This window comes from Amedibacillus dolichus DSM 3991 (genome assembly GCF_000154285.1).
GTDB lineage: Bacteria > Bacillota_I > Bacilli_A > Erysipelotrichales > Erysipelotrichaceae > Amedibacillus > Amedibacillus dolichus.
The window spans coordinates 14,648-27,588 of record NZ_DS483474.1 but is presented as its reverse complement, the minus strand read 5'-3'; the positions used below and the strand labels follow the sequence as shown (position 1 = coordinate 27,588).

At 39.7% G+C, this 12,941-nt stretch carries 11 protein-coding genes; 5 read left to right on the top strand and 6 right to left on the bottom strand.

Annotated features, from left to right (window positions below; genetic code table 11):
• The first annotated feature begins 66 nt into the window (after nt 1-66).
• Nucleotides 67-1,674 (top strand): PTS transporter subunit EIIC, encoded by a 1,608-nt coding sequence (locus tag EUBDOL_RS03115; RefSeq protein WP_004798400.1) that lies wholly within the window; start codon nt 67-69, stop codon nt 1,672-1,674.
• 62 nt (nt 1,675-1,736) lie between these two features.
• A complete protein-coding gene (locus EUBDOL_RS03110) occupies nt 1,737-2,255 on the top strand; it encodes a hypothetical protein (RefSeq protein ID WP_004798398.1) in 519 nt (172 codons plus the stop codon).
• A gap of 363 nt (nt 2,256-2,618) precedes the next feature.
• On the opposite strand, the gene EUBDOL_RS03105 is transcribed toward EUBDOL_RS03110, so the two are convergent.
• From EUBDOL_RS03105 to EUBDOL_RS03095, 4 genes are all read right to left on the bottom strand, one after another.
• The gene (locus EUBDOL_RS03105) at nt 2,619-3,596 is read right to left on the bottom strand and encodes a reverse transcriptase domain-containing protein (RefSeq protein WP_268869315.1); all 978 of its coding nucleotides are present in this window, start codon (nt 3,594-3,596) and stop codon (nt 2,619-2,621) included.
• A gap of 15 nt (nt 3,597-3,611) precedes the next feature.
• Nucleotides 3,612-3,878, bottom strand: coding sequence for a hypothetical protein (locus tag EUBDOL_RS11705; protein WP_235713687.1), 267 nt, complete (start codon nt 3,876-3,878; stop codon nt 3,612-3,614).
• An 83-nt stretch (nt 3,879-3,961) separates the two neighbouring features.
• Nucleotides 3,962-4,390, bottom strand: coding sequence for a hypothetical protein (locus EUBDOL_RS11355; protein WP_004798392.1), 429 nt, complete (start codon nt 4,388-4,390; stop codon nt 3,962-3,964).
• A 73-nt stretch (nt 4,391-4,463) separates the two neighbouring features.
• A complete protein-coding gene (locus EUBDOL_RS03095) occupies nt 4,464-4,952 on the bottom strand; it encodes a PTS sugar transporter subunit IIA (protein WP_004798388.1) in 489 nt (162 codons plus the stop codon).
• Nucleotides 4,953-5,163: 211 nt separating this feature from the next.
• On the opposite strand from EUBDOL_RS03095, the gene purD reads away from it, so the two are divergent.
• Together purD and EUBDOL_RS03085 are read left to right on the top strand one after the other, a co-directional pair.
• Nucleotides 5,164-6,396: a phosphoribosylamine--glycine ligase gene (gene purD / locus EUBDOL_RS03090; protein ID WP_004798386.1), complete on the top strand. Its 1,233-nt coding sequence runs from the start codon at nt 5,164-5,166 to the stop codon at nt 6,394-6,396.
• Nucleotides 6,397-6,405: 9 nt separating this feature from the next.
• Nucleotides 6,406-8,076, top strand: coding sequence for a formate--tetrahydrofolate ligase (locus tag EUBDOL_RS03085; RefSeq protein ID WP_004798383.1), 1,671 nt, complete (start codon nt 6,406-6,408; stop codon nt 8,074-8,076).
• 87 nt (nt 8,077-8,163) lie between these two features.
• Here EUBDOL_RS03085 and EUBDOL_RS03080 read toward each other — a convergent pair whose 3' ends face one another.
• Complete coding sequence (locus EUBDOL_RS03080) at nt 8,164-9,648, bottom strand: DUF1846 domain-containing protein (protein ID WP_004798381.1); 1,485 nt, start codon at nt 9,646-9,648, stop codon at nt 8,164-8,166.
• Between the two features lie 277 nt (nt 9,649-9,925).
• On the opposite strand from EUBDOL_RS03080, the gene EUBDOL_RS03075 reads away from it, so the two are divergent.
• Nucleotides 9,926-11,188, top strand: a complete 1,263-nt coding sequence (locus EUBDOL_RS03075; protein WP_004798377.1) for a UDP-N-acetylglucosamine 1-carboxyvinyltransferase — start codon at nt 9,926-9,928, stop codon at nt 11,186-11,188.
• 541 nt (nt 11,189-11,729) lie between these two features.
• On the opposite strand, the gene EUBDOL_RS03070 is transcribed toward EUBDOL_RS03075, so the two are convergent.
• The gene (locus EUBDOL_RS03070; RefSeq protein WP_040462993.1) at nt 11,730-12,857 is read right to left on the bottom strand and encodes an NlpC/P60 family protein; all 1,128 of its coding nucleotides are present in this window, start codon (nt 12,855-12,857) and stop codon (nt 11,730-11,732) included.
• Between the last annotated feature and the right edge of the window lie 84 nt (nt 12,858-12,941).

Genomic DNA, 12,941 nt, shown 5'->3' with positions numbered 1-12,941 from the left:
TTATCCCTTCCTAGCTATTCAAAACTATGTATGGTATTCTAATGATAGAAAAAAGGAGGAAATGTTATGAAAAACATTCAGGCAAAATTGCAAACTTTTGCCGGTGCAATGATGGTTCCCATCATTTTATTGGTTCTTGTTGGTTTCTTCGTAGGTATTGGTAGTGCATTTACGAACTATATCCTTGAAGAAGGTACGCTATTTTACAATTTACTAACGATGATTACCAATTTGGGATTCTATTTCATGAACACATTGCAGCTTTGGTTTGCAGTAGCTATCTCATTTACATTGGCTAAGAAAGAAAAAGGTTGGGCAGCATTTGCCGGCTTGGTTTTATTCCTTACATATATGAGAGGAATTGAAGCTTGGGCAGGCTTTGAAGGCTGGACTGCGGAAACAACAAGTATTGAGGCATTAGTTGCAAATGGTTATTCACAGAATGAGGCCTTGAACTTCAATGCTATTTGGTCTTCTGCATTTGGTATGTTTGGATACAATATGGGGATTTTCTCCGGTTTGATTTCCGGGCTATTAACAGCATGGATTCACAACAAGCTTGTTGATATTCAACTACCAGCAATGTTTGCTTTCTTTGCAGGTACAAAGTTTGTAGTTATGATTTGTGCGATTGTTTCTATTCCATTAGCGATTGCTACTTACTATATTTGGCCTTATATCGCAAGTGGATTACAAGGAATTACCGGTTTCATTACTTCTAGTGGATTGTTTGGTACTTTCCTATTCGGTACACTTGATAAGGCGTTGCTTCCATTTGGTATACATCACTTGATTGCGTTCCCAATCGAATACTCAAGTGTTGGTGGAACGATGGAAATTGATGGTGTTGTTTATGAGGGCGTAAAAAACATTATCAACGGACAGGCAGCAAGTGCTGATGCTACCGGATATATTACACGTAACTTTACGAATGGACGTTTATTGTTCCAGTTAGCAGGACTTCCAGGTGCTGCATTTGCGATGTATAAGTGTGCTCGTAAAGAAAATAGAAAGAAAATTGCAGCGTTATTAGTGCCGGCAGTATTTACCTTAGCGATGGTTGGTATTTCTGAACCGATTGAATATACCTTCTTATTCGTAGCTCCTGCATTGTATTGGTTAGTATATGCTCCACTTTGCGGCTTGTGCTATGTATTAGCAGAGGTATTTGAAATTTCTATCAATGGTACGGCATTGTTCTTCATGATTCCTAACCTATTCCAGCCTCATAAGGTACATGCGATTCATGCATTATGGCTGCTTCCATTAACCTTTGTTGTTTACTACTTTGCTTTCAAATTCTGTATTGAGAAATGGGATTTGCCGACTCCAGGTAGAGGGGAAGCAGAAGTGAAGCTGATGAGCAAGAAGGAATACAATGCCATCAAGGACGGACAGGCTGATGGTGCAAGTACAGGTAGTGAAGAAGATTCATTAGAAGTACGTATTATTGAAGCCCTAGGTGGTGCTGATAATATCGAAACAGTAACTTGTTGCGCTAGTAGATTGCGCGTAACCGTAAAAGATGATACACTTATTGCATCCGATGATGACTTTAAAAATTATTTAGAGGCTATGGGAGTAGTTCGTGCAAAGAATGCAGTTCAGGTAATTTACGGTGTTCGTGTACAAGGTATTACAACGAAAGTAAAAGACATTTTGCACCTTGACTAAGCTTAACATAAAAGAACAGAGCAGGTGTAGAATCCTGCTTTGTTCTTAGAAATGAGGGTCTTATGAAAAAACGTGATGTGATGAAACAAAAAAGAAAACTGAAAAAATACGGTGAATTTAAAATGGCAAAGTTTGCACAATATATGTGCATTGCCATGGTTCTGCTTTTCTTAGTTTATTTCGGATTGTTAGCTACGCAAACAAAGGGTGGCGTGAACGAGTTACTCTCAACGAATTTATTCATTACCACAGGATTTATTGTTTGTGTTGTGAATTTATATGTGTTTTATGCCTTAAAGCGTTTGATTAACAATCTTGAAAATTTTGAATATGTAGAAGCAACACGTATAGAAATGCTGATCATTGCGATTGCGCAGCTGCTTTTATTTAATTATGCTTCGGCAGCGCTGTTGATTTACTGCTTGATAAAATATTTCAAGTGGCAAGGCTTTAGCATAAAGGAAGCATTTAGGGAAATTAAAAAAACAAAGCAGTTAAGCAATGTACTGATTACCGTTAGCTTGTTAGTTTTTATGGGAATACTGGCTTTTGTTATCGGCATCGCAGCCGTTCGTTCGTAAGCCTTGCTTAGTGAGTGTAAAAAGGGATAGATGGGATTAAATAGAATTGGGTAATTAGGGATATCAATACTATTTAATGTTATAAAATAAGCCTCAAATCGTTAGATTTGAGGTTTTTTATAAGAAATACAGAAGTAAGATGTTTCATGTATTTCTTCCTTTAGCAGTTAATAAGGGGAAACAATCAGAAGCTAAAAAAGCATAGTATAGGGCATATTTGACACTTATTACTGTTATAGTATCCGCTGATTATAAATAATCGAGTAGGAGGTAATTGATTATTTCAATTACCGACCTCTCACACCACCGTACGTGCCGTTCGGCATACGGCGGTTCAAATTTATTCTAAATATGTTTCAACTGTTATTGGTCTAGTAGCGTTACTAGACCTCTTTTCTTTAATACTTCCTTCGATATTGCGACTTTTAAGAATGTTGAAGCACATCTCGCGTAACTCTTTCGTGTATTTGACCATGTCTTACACTTCCATTCTTCTAAACCTAATTTCTTCAGTGCTTTATATCTCGTATATGGTTTCTTCCATTGTTTCCATATACATATCCGCAGTCGAAATCTTATATTTCTATCAATTTCCTTTGCTTTTATTTTGAAATATCCTATGCGATAGTAATTTACCCATCCTACTATTAGTTGTTTCAATTTTATTAGTCGATAGTTCATATCTACTGACCAGCTTCGGCTTGTCAGTTTCTTTATCTTCTCTTTCAACTTTTGAATGGATATTTCATGTGGCTTTGCTTTCCACAACTGTGAATATCTATCATAGTAAAATCCAAATCCCAGATACTTGATTTCATTCGGTTTTGACACCTTGCTCTTTGTCATATTGACTTTAAGCCCTAGTTTCTTTTCGATGTACTTTGATACATTTGCCATAACCCTATCTGCTGCTTTTGACGAGCCTACTAGTATAATACAGTCATCCGCATACCTTGTGAAATGGAGTCCTCTTGCTTCTAGTTCCTTGTCTAATTCATTTAGGATAACGTTACTTAATAGTGGAGATAAATTTCCTCCTTGTGGTGTTCCTATGACTGACTCTTTATATTCATTGTCTATCATAATTCCACTCACTAGATATTTTCGTATCAGTGATACGATTTCTCCATCTTTCACATTCCTCATTACTATTGTAATTAGTTTATCGTGGCTCACATTATCAAAGAATTTCTCTAGGTCTATATCAACTACCCAATGATACCCTTCATTCATATATTCCAATGCTTTGACGATTGCCATTTCACAACATCTGTTTGGTCGAAATCCAAAGCTATGTTCACTAAATAATGGCTCATAGATTGGTGTTAGTATTTGTACGATTGCTTGTTGAATAAATCAATCTACTACGGTTGGCACTCCTAAGTTTCTTACTCCGCCATTGTCTTTTGGTATCTCTACTCTTTTTACCGGTTTTGGCTTATACTTTCTTGTTCGTATCTGTTCTTTGATTTCTTCGCCATGCTCTTTTAGGTAATCCTTGAGTTCCGTATATTTCATACCATCTACTCCTTCGGCTCCTTTGTTTCGCACGACTTGCAGATATGCTTTGTTTAGATTTTCATCACTTAACATATCTTCTAATAAACTTCTATCAGTTGTCATATTCGTTACCTCCATTTCTTCGCTAATTGTATACTGACTTCTACCTTTCATCCGTTTCTGTTTACTTAGTAGTACTAGTTTATTTACTGTCCTCGTGATCTCGCATACAATTTCAACTTCGATTTCAATAACTGATAAATTTGTTCGGTCCTTCGCTCCATTTCCATTACAGAAACTTCTTCACTACTACGACTTCGGCTGAGTGCCTGCCCTTGGTACTTCTTACAGTTCGTTGTTACTAGGTTTCCCTCTGTAAGACCTCCCAAGATAAGATCATACCTCTTTCCCTCCATATATCTGCCACATTTACATATCATAGTCTTATCCGCAACTCTTTTGGATTTTGTGTTGTTTTGCACACTTGTCCCCATGATATGCCTGATGTGATTCGTATTCCTCAGACCGGAGTTTTGCCTCCATCTTCCTTCAGATTCCACCTCACGATGGACACCCTTGACTTTGGCTAGTGGTTGGCGGTTGCGATGAACACCCCCACAGTGGACTTTCACCACCTAGATGTATGCCATGCTTGGCGTACAAAAAAACCGTTTGATAAGGCTTTTATAAGCTTTATCAACGGTTTGACTATGCTTCATCAATCATAAAGATAACACTTTCGTTGGCTTGGACTTCTCCATGGTCAAGCTCGATGGAAACATCATATTTTTCATTTTTAGGGCTTACCGTAATAACATAAGGGCAAAGTCCTTTTTCTTTTATATAAGCAAGGTCAAAGGAAAGTAAGGGCGTACCGGCATAAACATAATCGTTTACTCTGGTTAGAATTTCAAAGCCTTCACCATGCAGCTCTCCGGTATTGATACCGACATGAATTAAGATGTTGCTTCCATTCTCACAGCACATGCCAATGACATGCTCCTGTTCGCTGATATGCGTAATTTCTCCCTCACATGGAGCAAACACTGTTTCATTGATAGGATCGATTGCAATCCCTTCTCCCATCAGACCTTGCGCAATGACCTGATCACGAACGTCCTCAAGGGGAACAGCATCTCCATCAACGGGAGCTAGTATTTCTACTACGTTTCCTTTCTTCTTTTTACTAAAAAACATAGCTATCCTCCTATATATGCTACCCCATAGTACGATACATTTGCGCCTTTGTCAAATATCCTTAAAAAAATCCCTTGCATACCGATGGATTTTCGAGTGAAAAAAGCATAACTCTTGGCTTATTCTACATTGTAAATATGCGGTAAATAAAGTAAAATAAGAGTGTAATTTTAACTTTAAACGTATATATATACGGAAAGGACGTGGGCAAATGAAAGTATTGGTCATTGGGAAAGGTGGCAGAGAGCATGCGCTTGTGCATGCTGTTTCAAGAAGTGGACGTGTAAGAAAGATTTATGCAGCACCGGGGAATCCGGGTATGGCGCAGCTGGCAGAGTGTGTTAATATCTCCGATAGTGATGTTGATGGCTTGCTAGCCTTTGCGAAAGAAAAACATATTGATTTAACGATTGTCGGACCGGAGCATACCTTGTCGCTAGGGGTTGTTGATGCTTTCCAAAAGGAAGGGTTAAAGATCTTCGGTCCTACTAAGGACGCAGCACAGGTAGAAACAAGTAAAGATTTTTCAAAGAAAATCATGGATAAGTACGGTATTCCTACCGCACGCTATCATACCTTTGATACGATGAAGGACGCAATACGTTATGTGGAAAAGCAAGGTGTTCCAATTGTTATCAAGGAAGATGGCTTGAAGGCAGGTAAAGGGGTTACGGTTGCACATGAAATGGACGAGGCGATAGAAGCTATCGAAACAGCATTCTCAATCCCCGGCAATAAGGTCGTAATCGAGGAATGCTTAACAGGCTTTGAATTTTCACTGATTTGCTTTGTAAGCGGAGATATGGTCATTCCATGTGAAATCGCACAGGATCATAAATGTGTAGGAGATGGCGATACCGGTCCGAATACCGGAGGTATGGGTGTGTATTCTCCGGTTCATACGATTACCAAGGAAATCATTGACGAGGCTATGAACAATGTCATGCTTCCTATGGCAAGTGCTATGGTAAAGGAAGGACATAGTTTTACCGGTTTCTTATATGGTGGATTGATGCTAACGGAACATGGTGTAAAAACAATAGAATTTAACGCACGCTTCGGAGATCCGGAAGCTGAGGTTATTCTTCCACGCTTAAAAACCGATATATGCGATATTATCGAAAATATTATGAACCATTCAAAAACCGAAATGGAATGGGATCCGAATACAACGCTTGGTGTGGTTATGGCAAGTGAGGGGTATCCTGCAACTTCTACCAAGGGAGCTTTGATTGAAGGCTTAGAGGACGTTGATTCCATGGTTTATCACATGGGAACAGCGGAAAAAGATGGAAAGCTTTATACCGATGGTGGACGTGTATTGACGATTACCGCAAGTGCTCCGACCTTGAAAGAAGCTTATGCAAAGGCGTATGAGGACGTTCGTAAGGTTCGCTGTGATAAATTGTTCTATCGCAACGATATCGGAAAAAAGGATATGTAGGAGGTTGCTATGTTTAAGACAGATTTAGAAATCGCACAGGAATGTAAATTAGAGCATATTCGTGATGTTGCCGCTAAAATCGGCATTGGTGAAGAAGATTTAGAATACTATGGAAATTATAAGGCTAAGGTTTCCTTGGACTTGTTACGTCGCAATGAAAATAAGGAAGATGGAAAGCTGATCTTGGTAACTGCCATCAATCCAACTAAGGCAGGAGAGGGAAAATCCACAACGACTGTCGGGTTAGGTGATGCCTTAAATAAAATCGGAAAGAAAACGATGATTGCTTTACGTGAGCCAAGCCTTGGTCCGGTTTTCGGATTAAAGGGTGGTGCAGCCGGTGGAGGCTATGCACAGGTTGTACCAATGGAGGATATCAACCTGCATTTTACCGGTGATATGCATGCGATCACGACTGCCAATAATCTTGTGAGTGCCTGCTTGGACAATCATATTCATCAGGGGAATGAATTGGATATTGATATTGAACATGTAGCATGGAAGCGTTGCTTGGATATGAACGATCGTACGTTGCGCTCCATTGAAATCGGACAAGGACCGAAGGCAAACGGGGTAGAGCGTCATGATGGCTTTAATATCACCGTTGCCAGTGAGGTAATGGCGGTACTTTGCCTGTCCACTTCCTTGATGGATCTAAAACGCCGATTGGGCGAAATGCTTGTCGCTTACAATTCCAAATCCGAACCGATCTATGTGAAGGATTTGAAAATCGAGGGTGCTTTGGCAATGGTGCTGAAAGATGCGATCAAGCCGAATATGGTACAAACACTTGAACATAATCCGGTATTGATTCATGGCGGTCCTTTTGCGAATATTGCCCATGGCTGCAACTCTATTCTTGCGACCAAGACCTGCTTGAAGCTAGCGGATTATACGGTTACCGAAGCCGGTTTCGGTGCAGATCTGGGAGCGGAAAAGTTCTTGGATATCAAATGCCGATTTGGAGGACTAAAGCCAAATGCAGTGGTTATTGTCGCAACGATTCGTGCCTTGAAACAGCATGGCGGAGTTGCTTATGAGGATCTAAAGGAAGAAAATGTTGACGCTATGTTAGAGGGTTGTGCGAATTTGGCAAAGCATATTGATACGGTGAAGCATTTTGGATTGCCATATATCATTGCCATCAATGAATTTGCAACAGATACGCCAAGTGAGGTAGAAGCACTGCAAAATTGGTGTAAGGAGCATGGGCATGCAATGTCCTTATCTCAGGTATGGGCAAAAGGTGGAGATGGTGCTATTGATCTAGCAAACCAATTGGTAGAGCTTTGTGATCAGCCAAATAGCTATGCACCGCTATATGATGTAAATGACAGCATTGAGCATAAAATCGAAACGATTGCTAAAGTAGTGTATGGTGCTGACGGTGTGGATTTTACGGAAGAAGCACAGCAACAGATTGCTTTATATAATACACTTGGTTGGGATAAGATGCCGATTTGTATGGCAAAAACACAGATGTCCCTAAGTGATAATGACAAAGCTTATGGTGCACCAACCAATTTCCGTATTACCGTTCGTGAGTTAAGACCATCTTTGGGTGCAGGTTTTATCGTAGCCCTTACCGGAAAGGTATTAACGATGCCGGGCTTACCGAAAGCTCCTGCGGCACTTAATATGGATATCAATGAGGAAGGACATATTGTCGGATTATTCTAAAGATTGCAGAGGATTTATCTTCGGATAGATCTTCTTTTTTTATTTGCTCATATAAAAAGCTCCCCTAAGGGAGCAAGTAGCTGAGAGCTAATTATGATACAATTTTTTGGTTTGATATTTATCCTCACAAGTCAGGTGAACATGCAGCTTGCGAAAAGTATTGGCATCGACACTGGATAAAATAACAGTGCTATGTGCCTCACAGTTTGCTAATTGATCTAGCATTTGATAAGCGTGGTGGCTTACCGGATTGGTCGTTGCGGAAATCGCTAAGGCAATCAAGACTTCATCGGTATGTAAACGCGGATTGTGATTTCCCAAGGCATTTACCTTTAGCTTTTGAATCGGCTCTATAATATTGGGAGAAATCAGCGGAATATCATCATTGATATGTGCCAATTCCTTTAGGGCATTTAGTAGGGCAGCGGAGCTTGCGCCTAATAAAGAAGTCGTTTTACCGGTAACGATATGTCCATCTGGCAACTCGATTGCGACTGCCGGAGCGCCGGTTTCCTGTGCCTTGGCAATAGCAGGAGCTACAACTCGTCTTTGCTCTAACTGAATATCGGCCTGCGACATGATGATCTGAATTTTATGAATAGTATCCTCGCCGGTATAGCCTTTTACATAATCGACCTTCGCTTTGTAGTAGCGACGTAAGATTTCATCAACGCTTGCTTGCTTGGCACATTCATCATCACAAATGCAATAGCCAACCATATTCACTCCCATATCGGTAGGAGATTTATAAGGACTTTTTCCTAAGATACGCTCAAACATAGCGTTTAAAACCGGAAATATCTCTACATCACGATTGTAATTAACGGTTGTTTCCCCATAAGCCTCCAAATGAAACGGATCGATCATATTGATGTCATTTAAATCGGCAGTTGCGGCTTCATAAGCCAAATTCACCGGGTGCTTCAAAGGAAGGTTCCAAATCGGGAAGGTTTCGAATTTTGCATAACCGGCTTTTACACCACGTTTATGTTCGTGGTAAAGCTGGGACAGGCAGGTTGCCATTTTCCCGGAACCGGGTCCCGGAGCAGTGATGACTACCAACGGGCGTGTGGTTTCGATATATTCGTTTTTTCCAAGTCCTTCATCAGAAACGATCAATGGGATATTGTTTGGATATCCCGGAATAATATAATGTACAAATACACGGATTCCCAAATGCTCCAGCATTGCTTTGAAGCTGTCCGCAGCACATTGGTTGGCATATTGTGTAATGACAACACTGCCGACATACATGCCGCAATCACGGAAGGCATCAATAAGACGCAAAACCTCCACATCATAAGTGATTCCCATATCACTGCGGATTTTATTTTTTTCAATATCGCTGGCACATACAGCGATTACGATTTCTGCCTTATCCTTCAATTCCATCAGCATTTTCAGCTTGCTGTCAGGCCGAAAGCCTGGAAGTACGCGAGATGCGTGATGGTCGTCAAACAGCTTGCCACCGAATTCCAGATATAGCTTATTGTCGAAGCTGCTGATGCGCTCTAAGATATGCTCGGATTGCAGCTTTAAATACTTGGCATTGTCGAAAGCGACGTTTTTCATGTTAACCCTCCATCTATCTCTTTTAAACCTGTTCTATTATATCAAAATTATGGTCTGATTTCTAATGATAATGTAAGAAATCTTAAAAGAAATATCTGCAAAATTTTGGAATTGACGAAGCGGAAAGAAAAAAGCGAAATTTATAGCTATGTGAGGGAAAATGCTTTATAATATACATGCAAATGTCTTGCATGTTTTACTGTGCTTTTTTTTGTTGGAAAATAGCACAGTGTTATGATAAATTTAATACAATAATGGTGATGAGAGGAGAATCGTAATGGAAGACGTCATTAAAATAGAAGGGAAACATAAATTAAAGGGAACGGTGCGTATCGGCGGTTCTAAGAATGCAACGGTTGCGTTGATTCCGGCAGCAATTTTAGCGAATGGACCGGTAACGATTTGTGATGTCCCTGATATTTCCGATGTAAAGTCTTTATCTGTTTTGTTGGATTTTTTAGGTGTGGCTGTCGATATTCGATCTTCTGATACGATTGTGATTGATCCACAGGATATGGTGAATCGTCCATTAACGCATGATGCTGTCAATAAGCTTCGGGCTTCTTATTATTTTATGGGAGCTTTGTTAGGAAAGTATGGACATGTGGAAATTCTTATGCCGGGAGGCTGTTATTTGGGACCACGTCCGATTGATTTGCATTTAAAGGGTTTTGAAGCCCTTGGAGCAGAGGTAAAGTATGAGCATGGCTCTTATGTTTTAGATGCGAAGGAATTGGTAGGAACGGAGATTTTCTTGGATATTGCCAGTGTCGGTGCAACGATCAACATCATGATGGCTGCGGTTTATGCCAAGGGCAGAACAACGATTGAAAATGCGGCAAAGGAACCGGAAATTATTGATGTAGCAACCCTGTTGAATAAAATGGGTGCCAATATTCGTGGAGCAGGAACCAATGTGATCATTATTGACGGTGTGGAAAAGCTGAGCGGTTGTTTCCATGAAATTATACCGGATCGTATTGAGGCGGCTACCTATATTGTGATGGCAGCTGCGGCTGCTGAAGATGTGGTTGTTGAAAATATTATTCCTCATCATTTAGAGGCTTTATTATCAAAGCTAAAGGAAATCGGTGTGGAAATGGAAGTCGATGTAGATAGTGTTCGCGTAAAAGGGATAAGTAAGCTAATCGGTACGGATATTAAAACCTTGCCTTATCCGGGTTTTGCGACAGATATTCAACAGCCTTTAACGGCACTTTTAACACAGGCACAGGGTCATTCTATGGTAACGGAAACCATTTATATCGAACGTTTTAAGCATTGCTACGAGCTGAATAAAATGGGGGCGAATATCAATGTCATGCAGGCTTCTTCCTTTATTGAAGGGCCAACACCGTTATCGGGAACAGAGGTTTGCGCAACCGATTTGCGTTGTGGAGCTTGCTTGGTAATTGCCGGTTTGCTTGCAGATGGGGTAACAACCATTCATGATATTTATCATATTGAACGTGGGTATGAGCATATTATCGAAAAGCTACAAGCTATCGGTGCTAATATTTGGAAAGAAACAGTTGCCTAATGGCATATACGTATCGGTTTTAAGCTGATACGTTTTTTTTATATGTAGATCTTATTGTCTTAGTGTTATTGATAAATAATTGCTGGAAGTATGAAAGATTAACTATTTGTATACTATGTGGATATAAAATATGCCTGTGATTATGTTCTTTGTTCTTAAACAAGATAAGGAATTTGGATAAGGTAGGAGGACACTTTGTTAAAATTGTGTTTATTTTTGATTTAAGAGGTGAAAATGAATTTGTTGTGAATGAGCGCTAAAATTTGTAAATATCGCTTATACGGAATAAAAACAGTGATTTACAAAGGATATTTTGAATAGTGAAAGAAAAAGAGTCCAAAAAGTGATATTCACTCTTTGACTCTTATGATTTTTCGGCTATCTTGAGTATATGTTGTACATATCTTTTAGAGGATAGTTTTAGTGAACTCTATCTAAAGGCTATATAAGAATATTACTTATTGTTAGGAAATTGCGTTATACCTTATAAAGAAGATGGAAAGATATATAAAAAAAGAGAACAGATGCGTTCTCTTTTGGTTTATCTTAGACGAATGAATACTGGTCCTGAACCTACGTAAGCAGATGCGATGACAGTTTGATTTCCCTGCCAACCACCATGTACAGCTTGACCATTACCGATATAAACAGCGATATGTGCTAAACCGGTACCACCATTTGCATAGTAAATCAAATCACCTGGCTGAGGATCAGAGGTTACTGTACCTAATGAGAAATAAGATGCAGGCCAACCGTGATGGTAAATTCCTTGTGCTGCTAGAGCGTTTGATACAAGACTTGTGCAATCTTGAAAACGACCTAGCTGTGCTAATGCTGCAGCTGCAACACCGCCTTTTGCGTTCGGAATACTTCCGCTTGTAGCTGTATCGAACCCATTGCTTGTTTCTTCTTTTTCTTCAATCTTGCTAGCTACACCGTCAGAATCGAAAGAATATCCTGCGTATTCTGTATCAGTAGCTGCAAAGCCTTCCTTGTTGAAATAATATTTCTTGCCATCAATTTCTTTCCAACCGTGAATACGATATCCGTAATCATCATAATATGCTTTTTCTTCTCCGACACGTACCCAACCTTTAGATAATGTGCCATCTGTATTGAAGTTATATTTCTTACCGTGAAGTACAATTTCACCGGAAGCAAGCTCTCCGTTATGGAAATAAACAGATTTTCCGTTTACATCTTTCCAACCGTTTTGTAGAGTACCTGCATCACCGAAGTTGTATGTCTTGCCATCAATTACCTGAATACCGGTTAACTTAACACCAAATTCATTGTAATAAGCTGTTTTATCTTCAGACCACCCAAGTGGAAGTACACCATTCTTATCAAAGAAATAACGCTTTCCGCCGATGATCGTTGTTCCGCTAACTTTTTTACCTTCTGCATTGAAGTAATATGTCTTACCGTCAATTACCTTAAATTCACTTGTTACTGGGTGTCCAAGTGCATCAACATAGTAAGTTCCGTCAGATTCGAAAATCCAAGCGTTTACTTTTGCCAACCCGTCTACCTTGTAGATACGATCAGCACCTTTCCCATGCCACCCCGCAGCATCTTGTGCCGCAAATACTGTTGTTATACCAGAAGCTGCAGTTGCCAAACAGACAAACAGCGCTACTTTTTTTGTGTTTTTTTCAATAAAATTCATCAAATCACCTCGACTCAACGTTCTCATTGTAACAAAGCCCCCGATTTTATGCAACCCTTAAAAATTCAAAACTTTCATTTTCGT

Excerpts from the sequence above, each read along its gene's own strand:
- EUBDOL_RS03070 (WP_040462993.1), bottom strand. The coding sequence starts at position 12,857 with ATGAATTTTATTGAAAAAAACACAAAAAAAGTAGCGCTGTTTGTCTGT.
- EUBDOL_RS03085 (WP_004798383.1), top strand. The coding sequence starts at position 6,406 with ATGTTTAAGACAGATTTAGAAATCGCACAGGAATGTAAATTAGAGCAT.
- EUBDOL_RS03095 (WP_004798388.1), bottom strand. The coding sequence starts at position 4,952 with ATGTTTTTTAGTAAAAAGAAGAAAGGAAACGTAGTAGAAATACTAGCT.
- EUBDOL_RS03075 (WP_004798377.1), top strand. The coding sequence starts at position 9,926 with ATGGAAGACGTCATTAAAATAGAAGGGAAACATAAATTAAAGGGAACG.
- EUBDOL_RS03080 (WP_004798381.1), bottom strand. The coding sequence starts at position 9,648 with ATGAAAAACGTCGCTTTCGACAATGCCAAGTATTTAAAGCTGCAATCC.
- EUBDOL_RS11705 (WP_235713687.1), bottom strand. The coding sequence starts at position 3,878 with ATGACAACTGATAGAAGTTTATTAGAAGATATGTTAAGTGATGAAAAT.
- EUBDOL_RS03110 (WP_004798398.1), top strand. The coding sequence starts at position 1,737 with ATGAAAAAACGTGATGTGATGAAACAAAAAAGAAAACTGAAAAAATAC.
- purD (WP_004798386.1), top strand. The coding sequence starts at position 5,164 with ATGAAAGTATTGGTCATTGGGAAAGGTGGCAGAGAGCATGCGCTTGTG.
- EUBDOL_RS03115 (WP_004798400.1), top strand. The coding sequence starts at position 67 with ATGAAAAACATTCAGGCAAAATTGCAAACTTTTGCCGGTGCAATGATG.